The following is a 15,564-nucleotide window of genomic DNA, read 5'->3' as shown; positions in this document are numbered from 1 at the left end:
CGCTTTTTGATGGGATCAAACATATATTATATCTTTGTACAGCGTATGATGAAAAATCACTCAATATTTAGCCCTAAGATAGTTTGAATAATAATATAATTGTTTTAAATATATTATCTAAATGTTAAATAATAAATTACGAAATTAAGAGAATACATTCAATTTACATGTTATGACCAAAGAATATATAATTAAAGTAAATATGCATATGAAATGCTGGGGTATTCATAACCATTTATCAATACAATATCAAAAACCTTGAATAGTAACGCATATTGACCTGTAGAAAAATGAATTGAATATCAAATATGGAATATTTAATACTGTAGGCTTCGCCTGCATTGCCAAAGATGCGGGGGGTGGACGAGAGAAGTGAACGCAAACAGGCTCAAGAGGTCACACCTCAAGACATATCTGATCTCAATAATATCTGTTACTGCAATCTTCAGCTCCATCGGTACCCTTATGATAAGAGGTATAGAGGAATGGGGCTACAGCAGCATGGAGAAGGAGCTTTCAGGCTTGACCCGGGGACATTCATACAGCATCGGGAATGCTCTGGAGGCAAAACGTGTTGTTGACAGTCTTTTGGCTGAAAGGATCATGATGACGGCTAAGGCAGTGTCTGAGGAGCCTGAGCCATACACTACCGAATACCTTAGTGGCATCGCCAAAGCCATGGGTGTTGATTCCATCATAGTATATGATGAGAAGTGCAATGCAAGGTATTCAGCAGATGAAGCCTATATAGGGTTTTCACCGCCAGACGGACATCCGGCAAAGGCATTCTTCGACAGCACTCTTATCTCATATGTCGGAGAAATCAGGGAGGATGCAGTAAAGGGTGGAGATATCAAATATGGATATCTGAGACTTTCAAAGGGAGGATTCATCCAGGCAGGGATAAGCAAGGCTGAAATCGGAACAATGATGTCCGGCCTGGAACTTGACAGGCTGCTTAATGAAATCAAGGGAACCGGGTCGATAAGGTTTGTCTCATATGCCGGCAGGGATTTCAAGATCATCAGCAGTACTGATGAGGGCAGCAAGGGTAAATATCTCGAAGAGGATGAAAGGCTTGCGGTATCCCACGGTAAGTCGCTGAGTACTCCTGCAGGCACGGACTGGGACCGCATATACAGGGTCATTGTCCCTGTTTACAGCAGAGGCTCCAATGCGGGTTCGCTCATTATCGGAACCGAGATGAAGGAGACTGATTCACTCATCGTAATGCTTTCGAATTTTGGAATACTGCTTCTCGGTACCGTATATGCAGTGCTTTTATTCATGATCCTTTCCTCGTACAGGAAAGACAAGAGGCTTTGGAAGGTCGCATATACTGATGATGTAACCGGACTCCCGAACAGCCTTTATCTGAAGGAGGTTCTTGAAGACAAGCTGCTAAGGATGAGGAACACAAATTTTGCGGTGCTGATGGTAAACCTTACCGATCTAAAGACCATTAACATGATCCTGGGGTATGAGACGGGTGACCGGATGGTAAAGGAAATCTCAGAGAGATTGGAAACACTAGCTAAAAACGGTCTGACACTTTACAGGTTTGCTGCAGACAGGTTCGTATTCCTTTATGAGGGTTGCAGGAACAGACATGATTCAAGGGCGATTGCAATGAGGATTGACGACCTTTTCGTAAAACCATTCAGGCTTAATGAGTCATTCAAGTATATGTCGGTTCAGGTCGGAATCTCAGATACAGATGGGGCTCAGAAGTCGGCAGACCAGCTGTTGAAGGAAGCTTCAGTTTCATTGGGGTCTATAAAGGATGTGGAGGACAGCAGCCTGGCGTTCTTCGACAGCTATATGGAAAATGAGCTGCAAAGGGAAGAAGCCATCGAGGAAGAGCTTTCAAAGCTTCTGCAGGGAGAAGGCGACGGAAGGTTCTATCTCATGTTCCAGCCAATGGTATCCATGGAAGATGACAGGATAACAGGCTTCGAGGCACTTGCAAGGTTTGAGTCAAAGGCTCTGGGCCTTGTGATGCCCATGGAATTTATCCGTATAGCTGAAAGGAAGCAGATCATCTGCCAGCTTGGAGAAGTGATCTTCAGGGAAGCCTGCTCTTTCCTGAGGGAGCTCAAGACAATTGGGCAGGATGAAATAAAGGTTGCGGTAAATGTGTCTGGAGTGCAGCTCATGAGGGACTGCTTCTCTGAAGGAGTCAGAGACATCATTGAACGATGCGGAGCCGATCCTTCGATGATTGAGCTCGAGATAACAGAATCAATACTTGTGAGTGACTTTGAGGAAATCAATGAAAGGCTGAGGCTACTTAGGAACCAGGGGATACGGATACATCTGGATGACTTCGGAACTGGCTACTCTTCACTGCACAGGCTGAAAGAGCTCCAGGTGGATACCCTGAAGATTGACCGCAGCTTCATCAGCTCCATTGATGACTCAGGTGAAGAAGACAGCATTGTAAGGGACATAATCTCAATGGCGCACAGGATTGGCCTTGTTGCTATAGCCGAAGGCGTTGAAACAAAATCGCAGAAGGATTACCTGAAGTCAAACGGATGCGATATCTATCAGGGTTACCTGATGAGCCCGCCTCTTGAGAAGCATAAGGCAATAGATCTTTTGATGCAAATCAATTCAGGACCAGAACTTACTGATGAAAACCAGACAGCATAAAAACATAAGGTGAAGGGGATAAGAATATGGACATTGATACGCTGCTTAGAAAAGCCGTGCAGATGGGAGCCTCGGACATACACCTGGCACCTGGTGCAAAACCAATGGCAAGAATCAACGGGTCCCTTAGGGAGCTTGATGATTCTCACATGCTCAAGGAAGACATTGAAAAGACCATGGAAAGGGTAGTACCAAGGGAAGACAGAGGGATCCTCGCTGACAAGGGAGAACTTGACTACTCATACCCAAGCATGTATGGACGATGCAGGGTGAACTTCTTCAAGGAAAGAAGAGGTCTCTCGGCTGCATTTCGGATAGTAGGATCAGACATACCTGGATTAGAGAAGCTTGGCCTTCCACCTGTAGCTGACATCTTCTGCGGCCTGAAGAAGGGGCTTGTGCTGGTAACTGGCCCAACAGGAAGCGGAAAATCAACTACCCTTGCATCCATGATAGACAGGATAAACACTACCAGGGAAGGTCATATCATAACACTTGAGGACCCGGTGGAGTACATCCACAAGCACAAGAAATGTGTAATCAGCCAGAGGGAGATAACCAAGGATTCAGTAGGCTTCCCATCTGCACTGAGGTCAGCTCTGAGGCAGGACCCTGACGTTATCCTTGTTGGGGAGATGAGGGACCTGGAAACCATAAGCACGGCCATAACTGCAGCTGAAACCGGGCATCTGGTGCTATCGACACTGCATACTTCGGGTGCAGCAAAGACAGTGGACAGAATAATAGATGTGTTTCCTCCCCATCAGCAGGCTCAGGTAAGGCTTCAGCTATCAATGGTGCTTGAGGGGATAATATCGCAGCAGCTTCTTCCGAAGGCGGATGAATCAGGACGTGAAGCTGCCTTCGAGGTCATGACAGGAACTCCTGCAATCAGGAACCTTATCAGGGAAGGCAAGACCCATATGCTGCAGAATCAGATCCAGACAGGTTCTGGGGCTGGAATGAAGACTATGGACGGAGCCATCCTGAAGCTTTTCGAGAACAAGAAGATCACAAGGGAAACCGCACTTGCCTTTGCACATGACAGGGAAGCGGTCCTGAAGGAAATGACAATGAACATACGGCTGGTTACAGGCTGATAAAACAGAACGGAGAACATTATGGCTTTACTTTTTCTCATATACGGCCTGATCATAGGCTCGTTCCTGAACGTCCTTATTTTCAGGCTTCCACTCGGTGAAAACATAGCCTTCCCGTCAAGCAGATGCAACGAATGCGGGACGAGGCTCAAGCCGATACATCTTATACCTATAGCAAGTTACATGTTTTTAAAAGGCAAATGCGGATACTGCGGAAAGAGGATCTCTCCGCAGTATCCTATTGTTGAGCTCGTAAACGGGATATTGTTCACTCTGATATATCTCCGGTTTGGCTGGAGCCTTGAGTCAATCATATTCGCAATAGCGGCATCGCTATTCATAGTAATCGGGATATTGGACTTCAGGTACCAGGACATCTTCAATGTCACCATCTGGTTCGGCCTTTTTATAGCATTCATTTTTCTCGCCTACCTGCAGTTCTCTAATGGCGATGTAATAGGAAACATCCTTTCCGGATTGGCAGGCTTCTCTCTTATAGCTCTTGTAATAGTTGTTACAAGAGGTGGTATGGGCTGGGGTGACGCATGGCTTCTCCTTATCATCGGAATGCTGCTGGGACCAAGCCTTACAGCCTTTGCCTTCTTCATAGCAAGCATCGCCGGCGGAATGGTCGGGACATACCTTCTGGTATCAAGAAAAATGGGGAGAAGGGATTCAGTTCCATTCGGACCGTTCCTTATACTTGGCTTCTATGTCGCTCTACTGATAGGCCAGGAGGCAGTTAAGGCCTACCTTTCAGCTTTTTGAAGAGCAATTTTTCGACACATAACCTGACAAAAAGACAGATTGTCAAAAACTTATTGTTTATTTCAAGAACGAGCGTAATTCTAATAATTTTAAGACGGATTCGGTCAAAATAGCAGATTCATTATTGAAGTTATACTAAATATATAAATAAATAATTTAACAATAGGTAAAATATCAATATTTACCATTTGTTGTAAAAGTCTGAAAGTCATGCTATATTTTTATCATTGATTTTCTGTACAAATTTATATTGATTATCTACTGATAGTAATTCTCTGAATATAATTTGTTCCTTTCAAATACTTCAGGAAGAACATCTATTTTGGATATGAGATTAGGTTGGACAGATGAAATTATAAAAATTATTGAAAAGTTCTTTCAAAACCGACACAAACATCTAACAGAATCGAAAGGGGTTTCTTGCATGAAGAAGACAATGAAAAAACAGAAGGGTTTCACACTGGTTGAACTGCTTATCGTAACCGCAATCATAGCCGTACTCGCTACCATCGTTACTCCGGCAGCTCTTGGAGCAATAGAGAAGAGCAAGGCAACAGCAGCCCTTGCAGATATCAGGGCATACCAGACAGCAACCCTCACTTATTATGTAAGCGAAGGCAAATATCCGACTCAGATACAGCTTAAAGATGAAATGAGCAAGCTCGGTGTAAAGGATGAAAATCCATGGGGCGGAACTTATGCATTTACCAATGGCACCGACACTAATACTTTGACAGTAAGCGGAGTATCAGAAAAAGGTTTAGAAAAACTAGTAACACTTCTAGGAGAATCAGAAGACACCACTAAATATGTAAAGACATTTGACAATTTTGTAGTCGAAGTTGTACCTGAAGGAGCACCAGTACCAGCACCAACAACATAATCCTAATACATAACCATGTGGTTTGAAGACCACTTCGTGAGTGAGACCACTTTCGAAGTGGTCTTTCTTGGATAAGGAGAGAAGACATTGAAGAAGGTCAAGGGCTACAGCCTCATAGAGACAATTGTTGCGCTTGCGATTGCAAGTCTTCTTGTAGTGGGCTTTTATTCTCTTTCAAACTCCCTTTTAAAGGCGAGGGACAGCAGCCGTATTGCACAGGAAGCCTTGACTTTAGCTGAAAACAGGATTGAATCACTTCTTGCTGAGCCTGACAACCTCTCTGTTTCACCTTCGGGAGTATTCATAACTGATCAGGAGGTTGATGGATTCATTTTAGACTACAGGATACTTAGCGGTGCTGATGAAGCTGTGGTGTCGGATGAAGCTGGAGAAGTGGCGCGACTGTACACAGTAGAAGTTAAAGTAACATATGGGAATTATGAAAAGAAGCTGAGCACCAAATACTATGCATTCAGGAAATAGGAGGGATGAGTCTTGATGCGCAGGCAATCGAAGCAGAAGGGGTATGCACTTCTGGTAGTCATCCTCGCCATGTTCATGGTCACAACCCTTGGAGCAGCTATGTTCACCATGGTGTATTCTGACCTAAAGAATAGGGAAAGCCAGGAAAAGCGGATATTGCTATCGTATGCTGCTCAGGCAGGAGTCGAGGAAAGCCTGTTCAGTATCCATGAGGCAATTTCAGGTGGATTGCCTGTTCCTTCTGAAGTAATGCTTCCACAGACTGAAACAGAAAAATTTTATAATGGTGCGATCGTCAGTGCAACTGTCTCAAGGTCAGGAGAAACCTTTGAGATTGACTGCTATGCAAAGGATTCGAGCGGAAGGAGCTTTAGGATAATAGCTTCAGCCAGATTCCTCGTGAACAGCTCTTCAGACGTGGAAGAATTCCAGATAATTGCGTATGAAAGGAGCTTTAGCGATGACTAGGAAGAGAGGCTTTACTCTTGTAGAAGTGCTTGTTGCCATGTCAGTTGGAACTTTCGTTCTTGGAATCGCATATACGCTCATGCTGATGACCGGTGTACAGGCTAAGGAGACTGAGCTTGATGTGACTATGAGGCAGGATATAAGGTTTCTTCAGGAAATGCTGATGTATGACCTTCAGTATCTTGATGTTGCTGATATAAGTGAAGCCAGTGGGACTTCAAGCCTTATGCTTACAGATGGAAGTATAGTAAGTTATTCCTTTGACCAGAGTTCAGGAACACTTTCAAGGACAGGTAAGGATGGCTTGGTCAGGACATTCCTTGAAGGACGTATAGGGTCTTTTATCATCGAAGAGACAGTTACCGCACCAACTTTGGGATTCAAGGTGGATTTCACAGCTGACGGGAAACCCTATAAACTTGATATTACAAACAGGCTAAGGTCTGGAAAGAGGAGCTTCGGGTACCAGATTCCGCCTTCAGTAATTGCAAGTCCTAACTATTTGCTCTACGTTGACCTTGAAAACGGTAAGCTTGTAAGACTGAAGGATGAAGGTGGAGCTGTAATTGCAGAGCCACAGGTGCTGGATTACGTGCCGGACAGGATTGAAATCGTGCAATCATCAAGCAAGTCTCCAGTTCAGGTTAATCTTTATCAGGGTACCTTGCTGCTTTACTCTTTCGGATACAATGAAAGCCTAAATCAGTTCAACGGGAAAGGGTCTGCAGATACCGTTCCGATGATGTATTTCGAGGGGATGACAAGAGACACTTCCCTTGACCTGAGGATTGAGAACAAAAGGAACCTGAGCGGAGCGAATGCTTCATTCTCCTTTCAGTACAGGTACCTTGATGAAAGTGCTGCTTTGACCAATGAGCTGAAGTTCAACGATTCATACTTTGACATATATTGAAAGAAGGTAAAGAGATGGCTTCTAAAAAGAGACTTGGTGAAATATTGGTTTCAGAAGGACTTGTCACCGGGAATGACATCGAGTCTGCGCTTAAGCTGCAAAAAGAAAGCGGCAGGCGACTCGGAGACATTCTGGTCGGACAGGGACTTGTCACCTATGATGAAATGCTCCATGCGGTAAAGAACCAGCTTAACGTTCCCCTCATTGACCTCGACGAGGTTCATATACGGCCTGAGACTTTAAGCCTTATGCCTGAACGTCTTGCTAGGAAATATGAGGCATTGCCTCTACGGGTTGATAACGGGCAGCTTACTGTAGCCATGAGTGACCCTTCCAACTATTTTGCCATCGAGGATATAAGGATGGCCACAGGGTATGTTGTCAAGCCGGCAATCTCTGCAAGGGAAAAGGTGCTTGGGAGCATAGAGAAGCACTATGGCAAGGAGAAGGCAAAAAATGCTGCCGAGAGCTTCAGAAGAGCTTCTTCAACAAGAAGCATCCAGGCAAAGACCGGTGAAATAAACAGTCCGGATGCGCCTGTAGTAAGATTCATAGACACTGTGCTTGAAAATGCGGTAATGAACAAGGCATCTGACATACATATTGAGCCAGGTGAAAAGGAACTGAGGGTGAGGTACAGGATCGACGGCTTCCTTGAGGAGATGCTCCGGACTGACATGGGTATCCTTGAGCCTGTAGTGAGCAGGATCAAGATTATGTCTAACCTCAACATATCGGAGAAGCGTGTTCCTCAGGACGGAAGATTCCTATACAGGATCGGTATATCATCGATAGACATGAGGGTATCCATAGTGCCAGGGATATACGGAGAAAAGATGGTCATAAGGCTCCTGGGACGTGATGACTCACTGCTGGACCTTAACTCACTGGGCTTCACAGAAGCTGAGAAGGAATCCATCAGCAGGATGATCAGGCGTCCGTATGGAATGGTCCTCCTTTGCGGGCCTACCGGAAGCGGAAAGACCACTACACTGTACTCCTTCATGAAGGAGGTCAATGATTCCAGGAAGAACATTGTGACCATAGAAGACCCCGTTGAATACAACCTTGAAGGTATAAACCAGATGCAGGTGAACAGCCGTGTTGGATTCACTTTCGCCACAGGACTGAGGAGCATACTCAGGCAGGATCCTGATATCGTCCTGGTCGGAGAGGTGAGGGATGACGAAACCGCTGAGATTTCAGTACGAGCTGCACTCACCGGCCATCTTGTTTTCTCGACGATCCATACCAACAATGCAGCATCAACGATAACCAGACTGCGTGATATGGGCATAGAGGAGTTCCTGTTGAGCTCCACGCTTGCAGGAGTCATTTCCCAAAGGCTTGTCAGGAAGGTTTGTCAGGCCTGCTCAAGTAAGACACCTGCCACAGAGGCTGAGAAGAGGCTGCTTTCCTTGACGGGAGACGCAATGCTATCCAGAGCCGAAGGATGCCCGGCATGCGGAATGAAGGGCTATAAGGGCCGTGAAGCGGTATTCGAGGTCATGGAGGCAGGAGAAGGAATACGAAACCTGATCGCTGACGGGGCCTCGGACTTAGAGATCGAGAAACTGGCTATATCAGGCGGCATGAGGACACTGCGTGAATCATGCATAGCGAAAGTCATTGAAGGGTCTACTACCATAGAGGAGCTTATCCGTACTACATATTAGGGTGTGAGAAAATGCCAAGCTACAGATACAAGGGCTGGAATGAAAAAAGGAATATGGTAAAAGGCGTTTTGTCAGCTCCTGACACCGCCTCTGCTTTTGATAACCTGAGAGCGTTGTCTATTACACCTGTTTCTTTGGATGAAAAGAAGGAGAAAAAACTGATAACAAGGAGAAAGCTGATTCGTGAGCAGGATGCAGCGGACTTCTGCGGTCATATGGCAATGATGCTGCAGTCCGGGGTAAATGTCGTGCTGAGCCTTGAAATACTGGAGGAGCAGGCAAAGGATCCAAAAAAGAAGAAGGTATTCACCGCTCTTCTTGAACAGGTGAAGAGAGGTGAAGCAATCTCAGCATCGATGGAGGAAACAGGGGAATTTCCTGATCTCCTCGTGGATATGGTTAGAATAGGTGAATCAACCGGGGACCTTGACGGCATATTCTCAAATATGGAGGAGTTCTACCAGAAGGATGTAGCTGTAAGAAGCAAGGTAAGGGCTGCATCTGTCTATCCTAAGATACTTATATTTGCAACCTTTGCGACTCTCTTGTTCTTCATGTACTTCATCGTACCTGCATTCAAGGACCTGTTTGAGTCAATGGAAAACCTGCCGCTTCCTACAAGGATCCTTTTGAACCTTGCCGGCTTGTTTGAAAATCACTGGCCCGTTATGCTGATTGGAATTTCTGCAGCTGTTATTGCACTTATCCTTACAAGGGACAGCCTGAAGGTTCGGGACATACGGGATTCACTGTCACTAAGGGTGCCGCTCATGGGAGAATTCAGGAGACAAGTCATAATATCAAGGGTTACCAGAAGCCTGGGTGTATTCCTAAAGTCAGGAATACCTCTGTTTACGGCTCTGAATGCCACAAAGGATATCATCAGGAACAGATATGTCGAGGCAGGCTTTGAAAAGGCCATAGTAAGAATAATGTCAGGAACCTCAATGTCTGAGGCGTTCGAGGCTGAGGATCTTTTCGAACCTATGGTTTACAGTCTCATGAGGGTAGGACAGGAGACAGGCAGGCTTGACGAGATGCTGTACAAGGTAGCTGCCGCTTACGACAGGAAGGTGGAGCAGTCTCTTGCAAGGCTCACTGCAAGGATCGAGCCGCTTCTGATCCTCATCATTGGCGGAATAGTAGGCTTCATCATAATTGCCATTGCCGTACCGATACTTACCATTTCCCAGAATATCGGGTAGAGGGGAAAAACATGAAAGAACTAATAATCAGGTTTTCAAATGAAAGCAAGGAGATCCTGCTTTTGAGAAAGGGCAGGACCATTGAAATATTGGACTCCCAGGATATTACATCTCCTGAAGATGTCAGGTTTTTTCTGGAAAGGAACAGCTGCAATCTCAAGAAGGTGACAGCTATCCTTGATGATGAGAATACAGTCGTCAAGGGAGTAACCACACCCGTAATGAAGCCAAGAGACATCGAAGGCTTTGTCAGGACAAATGCATCGGAATACTTCGCCCTTGACCACGGTGACTACTCAGTGGATTACAGGGTAATTTCAAGAGAAAAGCAGAATAATGAGATGACCATGATCCTTGCTGCAGCGAGAAGGGAGAGCATACGTGGAATCAGGAATTTCATTGAACTCTGCTCACTGAAGGTTGAACACATTTTCACCATGCAGGAGCTCATGATGAACCTTGGTTTTGCAGCAAAAGGAAAGAGTGCCGCAATAGTCAGGATTTCCAGTTCAAAGGCTTCTATTGCCATAGTAAGGGGGAATAGCCTCTTCCTGCAGGCTTCCTTTGAACAGGAAGGGTCAGGAGAGTCAGAAAGTATTGATTTCCACAGCATCACTGAAAATATCATGTATTACCTTAATTTCTACTCAAAGCAGAATTTCGGGGAGACTGTAGCGATGCTTGAAATAATAGGAGATTCAGATCCTGCTGAAAGAGTGAGGGCATCAATTGAATTGTCCTATGATGGAAGTATCCTGATTTCAGAGCATTCAGGCAAGCTGAAGCAGAAAGACGTATACCTGTACGGGATACAGAAGGAAAGCGAGGTCATACTCGGCAAACAGCTGGACTATGCATATCCGGGAAGCAGATGCCAGAGCACTCCATTCTGCAGGACCATGCTTCATAGGATAGCTGCAATGACGATGCTGACACTGTTACTGCAGGTCGGTTTGCTTGGGATGGAAAGTATATTAAGGTCAAGGCTTGAACTGAAGACTGCCCAGGTATCTTCTTCTGAGGTTATAGCGGCTGAAGCCGCACTTGCTGCCCTTAAGGAAAAGGCTGCAGCTCTGGAAGGCAAGATAATGGTAATTGAATACCTGAAAAATGAAGATTACGACCTTGTCGGAAAGCTGCATCTGATCCAGAAAAGCATACCTTCTACCATAGGCATTGATTCAATAGCCATAGACAGGACAGGAATGGACATCGAATTCAGGATGAGGGAAATTCAGGGCAGCACACTTGATGCTGCTAGGCTTGTGCTTGCGATAAACGATACTGGCGTCTTCGAGCCGCTTCAATTATCATTCCTCGAGATGGATGACTCCATAGAGACGTTCCGCCTGGAGCTGAAATACAGGGAGGCAACCGATGGACAATAAGAAGATCCGGCTGCAAAGGGCCGCAATATTCGCCTTCTTCATATCCATAAACATATTCCTACTTGGTTTTTTCGGAGTACCAAAGATCCAGGCATTAAGCGAGATGTCAAAGGCAAGTGAAGAAAACATAAGTCTTAAAAATCAGCTTGAAGCTGACAATCTTTCAGCAAAAGCACTTGAAAAGAAGATCGGGGGGTATGAAGAAAAGATTTCAGGCTTTAGTGAAGTTGTGCCTGACAATCTCGACACAGCTCAGCTAGTTTATGACTTCTACGTGTTTTCAGCGATAAAAGGAATAGCTCCGATCCATATAGCCTTTGATGAGGCTGCTGAAAAAGCTAAGGATGATAAGGTCAGTGTTCCAAAAAGCGAAGCTGCGAGAATTTCCATTACTTTCATTGCCGAAGGGTTGGCAAAGGATATTATCTCTTTTATTGAGGATGCTGAAAAAATAACCGGTCAGAACATTCAGGTTGATTCGATAAGGCTCCAGGACGCAGGCGAAGGCATGGTACAGGCTGAAATTGGACTAACTACCTATGTCAGGAATACATTGCCGCCTGATTCAAGGTATAGCGACTATGAATTCCATCTGGAGAATATCGGACATGAAGACATCGGAGCCATGTTTGGAGACTGACATTCAGTTAGCCCTGCTGCAAAGAAATGCAGCAGGGCTTCTTCTGGATTTGGTTAAAATACCAGACACTGGAATCATTGTATGTTAATCGGCTGGCAGCAAAGGCTTGCGGATATAGAATCTGGGTAATTTGTAACCGAAACGTAGATTCCAGTGATATTATGAAGTGATAGAATGGATAAAGACAGAAGGAAGCAAATTAATGGAATATACATGGAGATGATGATATGAGAGAAAATGGAAATAAGGGCGGAAGTATGGGAAGAAGGGTTCTAATGGTCATACTGGCTTTATTGCTGCTTGCAGCGGGAGCAGCTGGCTACCTTTACTTCAGGACACTTAGTCTTGCGAAAGACCCAGTTGAAATAGTGGATAACGGACCAGCGCCCACCTTATCGCCTGAGACGCCTCAGCTTGAAGAGATTATTGGGACGCCTCATGACATCGATGTGGACTATGAAGTGGATGTCATTGGCTCTGAAGATGTGCCGATATACAAGAAGGACAGGATAGATGAGGATGTTTTGAATATCATGCTTGTAGGCTCTGACCTTAGGGAAGGGGAAGCAGGAAACGGAAGGTCTGACAGCTGTCTCCTTGTGTCCTACAACAAGAGGACAGGAAGCATAAGTCTTGTCTCATTCATGCGTGATGTCTGGATAAACATTCCCGGTGTCGGCTTCAACAGGATCAATGCAGCATATTCCTACGGGGGGATTGGACTTCTCATAAATACTGTGAACGAGAACTTCGGCCTGGACATACAGAACTATGTGCTGGTGGATTTCGAGGGTTTTGAAAGCATAGTGGACGAGCTTGGAGGCGTAGAGGTAAACCTGACCAAAAAAGAGGCCCAGTTTATCAATGGAGGAAGCTCTGCTAAGGTTGTTGTTAAAGACGGTATGCAAAAGCTGAACGGAGAACAGGCGCTTGTACACAGCAGGAACAGAAAGACCGGAGACGGGGATTTCGGAAGGACAAGGAGACAAAGGGAAGTGCTGATGGCAATCTACTCGAAGGTAAGGACTGACCTCAGTCCGTTGAAGCTTCCTTCCCTCCTGAACAATGTATTCAAGCATGCGAAGACCAACATCACGCCAGAGACAATGTTAAGCCTCGGACTTGATGTGATGAAGTCATCAGACCTGTCAACAGGAAACGGACGGATACCATTCGACAACACCTGGAAATATGCCAATATGGACGGCAGAAGTGTGGTTTCAATAAACCTCGCAAAGAACAGGGAGCTGCTGCATGACCTCATATACGGAGAGTAATCTGGTATTTAATCATATGAACAAAGGGTGATTTATGTTAATTATCTTTGAACTATTCACATCAGGATAACTTCGTATCCTCCGGGTAGTATAATCAGGGTAGGATGGAAAGGGGGAATGGTAGTGGACAGACAGGTTGAGAACAGTGAAGCCATAAGGGAAAATCTGGAATATCTGACCAAGAATCATGGAGAAATCTACGAAGCATATAAAAAATATGGCGAATTAGTACATGAAAAGGGTGGACCGCTTGATGAGAAGACCAGATGGCTCATCAAGGTTGCACTTTCAACTGAAGGCCAGTATGAGTACGCACTGAGGACCCATATTCTGAAGGCATTGAAGGCTGGCTGTACTAAAGAAGAGATTGAGCATGCGATACTCCTTGTGGCACCTACCTCCGGTTTTCCAAAGTCAATGGAAGGACTGCTCACATTAAGGGATATCATTGATAATCAGGGCAAATAGGCTTTAAAGTACCCACAGTCATTCAAATATTGATTGTTTCATACCGCAAAAAAGAATAGGGGGATTGGAAATGAAAGGAAATTCTGATTTATTAACCGCTCTCAATGCACTGCTCTCCGATGAACTTGGTGCTGTCAACCAGTACATGGTACATTCTGAAATGAGTGCCAATTGGGGCTATGAGAAGCTGCACAAGCATTTTGAAAAACGTGCCATCGATGAGATGAAGCATGCTGAAAAGCTGATCGGAAGGATACTTTTCCTTGAAGGGATTCCGATAGTAAGCAACCTGGCTCCGATAAAGATCGGAAGCGACATCAGCAAGCAGCTCGCAAGCGACCACGCTGCAGAATTAGGTGCCATAAAGGCATATAATGATGCCATAGTACTTGCTGGAGAAGTCAGGGACTTCGCAACCAGGGAGCTCCTGGAAAGCATACTTGGAGACGAGGACATGCATCTGGATGGAATCGAGGAGCTTCAGGACCAGATTGGACACATGACAGTTCCGATATTCCTTACAACTCAGGTATAGCAAAAAAAGATCAGCCATAATCGGCTGATCTTTTTTGCTTTTCGTAAAGTCAGATGAAAGACAAATAGATAATTGGAACATATGTAACCTAATGAATCCTGACATGCCAGTGGGTGATCAACTCCACCTAATATGCGGCGATGACTTTACTTCCAATAAGGTTTTCACCTGTCTGGTTAGGATGAGGGTCTCTTGTGAACTTAAGCCATGCAGCTGGATAGAAATAAGTGATATTACCCATGAGGCCTTTATTCGCATAACTCTCGAGAAAAAGCTTGTGGATGTCGACTACTGTGTACTTGGTATCACTGACTGAATTAATTGCTGCATTTACCCTTGAGATGTATTCTTCGGTTTCAGCCTGAAGAGCAGGGTCTCCCTCATAGACTGAAATCGCGATGGTATTGAAGGGGTTGTATAGAGTCTGTACAATGATCCGTGCACCAGTATTTAATGCCCTTATTGCAGCGATGATCTTGGGATAATCTGCAACAAAATCGACAGTGTTGGCTTCAGCGATAGTATTGTTCAGTGAAGAGAAGAAGTTCTCGCCTGCATCCATGATGTTGTTTCCGCCGATGCTTATAGTGATAACATCAGCCTTCTTGATGAAAAAGCTTGCGCAAACTCGTGACTTCAGTCGTGAGTTAGCAAGCGAAATCAAGAAATAAACAGTGCTTAGAACATTAGCATATATCAAGTAATGATTACCACAAAACACCTTGAATAATAGCTATGCATTATTCAAATGCTAAACGGATCAGAGGTGTTCTTATTTCAAAATACATTATGGATGAGGATATGTCTATACGATCCAGTACCATATGGTCTGGCTCGTAATGTACCAATATGATATCTGATCAGACAAGCGGAAATATGTGAAGGATTTGTTAAATCTGATTGCTGATGACAACGATTTGTATATTCTGTAGATGGAAACGCATAATGATTATGTGCATCTGCAGATTGAAAACACCGAGGAGCAAATTCGCAGGTACATACAGGTTCATAAAAAGAAATGAGACAGTTCAAGCTTTGACATCTCTGGAGGTGAGTGCAGTGCTGCAGCATAAAGCCTATGAATACCGTATCTATCCAGATAAAA

At 44.8% G+C, this 15,564-nt stretch carries 15 protein-coding genes; 14 read left to right on the top strand and 1 reads right to left on the bottom strand.

Annotated features, from left to right (window positions below; all coding sequences use genetic code 11):
- Nucleotides 1-372 precede the first annotated feature (372 nt).
- From J2Z34_RS17920 to bfr, 14 genes are all read left to right on the top strand, one after another.
- The gene (locus tag J2Z34_RS17920; RefSeq protein WP_209460744.1) at nucleotides 373-2,655 is read left to right on the top strand and encodes a putative bifunctional diguanylate cyclase/phosphodiesterase; all 2,283 of its coding nucleotides are present in this window, start codon (nucleotides 373-375) and stop codon (nucleotides 2,653-2,655) included.
- Nucleotides 2,656-2,681: 26 nt separating this feature from the next.
- Entirely contained in the window at nucleotides 2,682-3,755 is a 1,074-nt protein-coding gene (locus tag J2Z34_RS15310) for a type IV pilus twitching motility protein PilT (RefSeq protein WP_209460743.1), read from the top strand.
- Between the two features lie 21 nt (nucleotides 3,756-3,776).
- Nucleotides 3,777-4,523 carry a prepilin peptidase gene (locus J2Z34_RS15305; protein WP_209460742.1) on the top strand — a complete coding sequence of 249 codons (747 nt, stop codon included), beginning with the start codon at nucleotides 3,777-3,779 and terminating at the stop codon, nucleotides 4,521-4,523.
- A gap of 424 nt (nucleotides 4,524-4,947) precedes the next feature.
- On the top strand, nucleotides 4,948-5,406 hold the full coding sequence (locus J2Z34_RS17805) for a type IV pilin protein (RefSeq protein ID WP_280922341.1): 459 nt from the start codon (nucleotides 4,948-4,950) through the stop codon (nucleotides 5,404-5,406).
- Between the two features lie 87 nt (nucleotides 5,407-5,493).
- Complete coding sequence (locus J2Z34_RS15295; protein WP_209460741.1) at nucleotides 5,494-5,889, top strand: type IV pilus modification PilV family protein; 396 nt, start codon at nucleotides 5,494-5,496, stop codon at nucleotides 5,887-5,889.
- A gap of 12 nt (nucleotides 5,890-5,901) precedes the next feature.
- Nucleotides 5,902-6,357 carry a hypothetical protein gene (locus tag J2Z34_RS15290; RefSeq protein ID WP_209460740.1) on the top strand — a complete coding sequence of 152 codons (456 nt, stop codon included), beginning with the start codon at nucleotides 5,902-5,904 and terminating at the stop codon, nucleotides 6,355-6,357.
- Nucleotides 6,350-7,270, top strand: coding sequence for a PilW family protein (locus tag J2Z34_RS15285; RefSeq protein WP_209460739.1), 921 nt, complete (start codon nucleotides 6,350-6,352; stop codon nucleotides 7,268-7,270). Before J2Z34_RS15290 ends, J2Z34_RS15285 begins: the two co-directional genes overlap by 8 nt.
- A 14-nt stretch (nucleotides 7,271-7,284) precedes the next feature.
- A complete protein-coding gene (locus tag J2Z34_RS15280) occupies nucleotides 7,285-8,946 on the top strand; it encodes a GspE/PulE family protein (protein WP_209460738.1) in 1,662 nt (553 codons plus the stop codon).
- A gap of 11 nt (nucleotides 8,947-8,957) precedes the next feature.
- Nucleotides 8,958-10,151 carry a type II secretion system F family protein gene (locus J2Z34_RS15275; RefSeq protein WP_209460737.1) on the top strand — a complete coding sequence of 398 codons (1,194 nt, stop codon included), beginning with the start codon at nucleotides 8,958-8,960 and terminating at the stop codon, nucleotides 10,149-10,151.
- An 11-nt stretch (nucleotides 10,152-10,162) separates the two neighbouring features.
- Nucleotides 10,163-11,539, top strand: a complete 1,377-nt coding sequence (pilM, locus tag J2Z34_RS15270) for a pilus assembly protein PilM (RefSeq protein WP_209460736.1) — start codon at nucleotides 10,163-10,165, stop codon at nucleotides 11,537-11,539.
- Nucleotides 11,529-12,179 carry a hypothetical protein gene (locus tag J2Z34_RS15265; protein ID WP_209460735.1) on the top strand — a complete coding sequence of 217 codons (651 nt, stop codon included), beginning with the start codon at nucleotides 11,529-11,531 and terminating at the stop codon, nucleotides 12,177-12,179. The genes pilM and J2Z34_RS15265 overlap by 11 nt, the downstream gene beginning before the upstream one ends.
- 227 nt (nucleotides 12,180-12,406) lie before the next feature.
- Nucleotides 12,407-13,456: an LCP family protein gene (locus J2Z34_RS15260; protein WP_209460734.1), complete on the top strand. Its 1,050-nt coding sequence runs from the start codon at nucleotides 12,407-12,409 to the stop codon at nucleotides 13,454-13,456.
- 123 nt (nucleotides 13,457-13,579) lie between these two features.
- Entirely contained in the window at nucleotides 13,580-13,924 is a 345-nt protein-coding gene (locus J2Z34_RS15255; RefSeq protein WP_209460733.1) for a carboxymuconolactone decarboxylase family protein, read from the top strand.
- Nucleotides 13,925-13,994: 70 nt separating this feature from the next.
- Nucleotides 13,995-14,459 carry a bacterioferritin gene (bfr, locus tag J2Z34_RS15250; RefSeq protein WP_209460732.1) on the top strand — a complete coding sequence of 155 codons (465 nt, stop codon included), beginning with the start codon at nucleotides 13,995-13,997 and terminating at the stop codon, nucleotides 14,457-14,459.
- Between the two features lie 127 nt (nucleotides 14,460-14,586).
- Here the strand turns inward: bfr and J2Z34_RS15245 are convergent, their stop codons facing one another.
- The gene (locus tag J2Z34_RS15245) at nucleotides 14,587-15,123 is read right to left on the bottom strand and encodes a GDSL-type esterase/lipase family protein (RefSeq protein ID WP_209460731.1); all 537 of its coding nucleotides are present in this window, start codon (nucleotides 15,121-15,123) and stop codon (nucleotides 14,587-14,589) included.
- Nucleotides 15,124-15,564: the final 441 nt, after the last annotated feature.

The sequence above is a fragment of the Youngiibacter multivorans genome (assembly GCF_017873395.1).
Classification (GTDB): Bacteria; Bacillota; Clostridia; order Clostridiales; family Clostridiaceae; genus Youngiibacter; species Youngiibacter multivorans.
Note: the sequence above shows the minus strand (reverse complement) of the source record. Positions and strands in the feature narration are given on the sequence as shown.

Excerpts from the sequence above, each read along its gene's own strand:
- J2Z34_RS15265 (WP_209460735.1), top strand. The coding sequence starts at position 11,529 with ATGGACAATAAGAAGATCCGGCTGCAAAGGGCCGCAATATTCGCCTTC.
- J2Z34_RS17805 (WP_280922341.1), top strand. The coding sequence starts at position 4,948 with ATGAAGAAGACAATGAAAAAACAGAAGGGTTTCACACTGGTTGAACTG.
- bfr (WP_209460732.1), top strand. The coding sequence starts at position 13,995 with ATGAAAGGAAATTCTGATTTATTAACCGCTCTCAATGCACTGCTCTCC.
- J2Z34_RS15305 (WP_209460742.1), top strand. The coding sequence starts at position 3,777 with ATGGCTTTACTTTTTCTCATATACGGCCTGATCATAGGCTCGTTCCTG.
- J2Z34_RS15280 (WP_209460738.1), top strand. The coding sequence starts at position 7,285 with ATGGCTTCTAAAAAGAGACTTGGTGAAATATTGGTTTCAGAAGGACTT.
- J2Z34_RS15285 (WP_209460739.1), top strand. The coding sequence starts at position 6,350 with ATGACTAGGAAGAGAGGCTTTACTCTTGTAGAAGTGCTTGTTGCCATG.
- J2Z34_RS15275 (WP_209460737.1), top strand. The coding sequence starts at position 8,958 with ATGCCAAGCTACAGATACAAGGGCTGGAATGAAAAAAGGAATATGGTA.
- J2Z34_RS15310 (WP_209460743.1), top strand. The coding sequence starts at position 2,682 with ATGGACATTGATACGCTGCTTAGAAAAGCCGTGCAGATGGGAGCCTCG.
- J2Z34_RS15260 (WP_209460734.1), top strand. The coding sequence starts at position 12,407 with ATGAGAGAAAATGGAAATAAGGGCGGAAGTATGGGAAGAAGGGTTCTA.
- pilM (WP_209460736.1), top strand. The coding sequence starts at position 10,163 with ATGAAAGAACTAATAATCAGGTTTTCAAATGAAAGCAAGGAGATCCTG.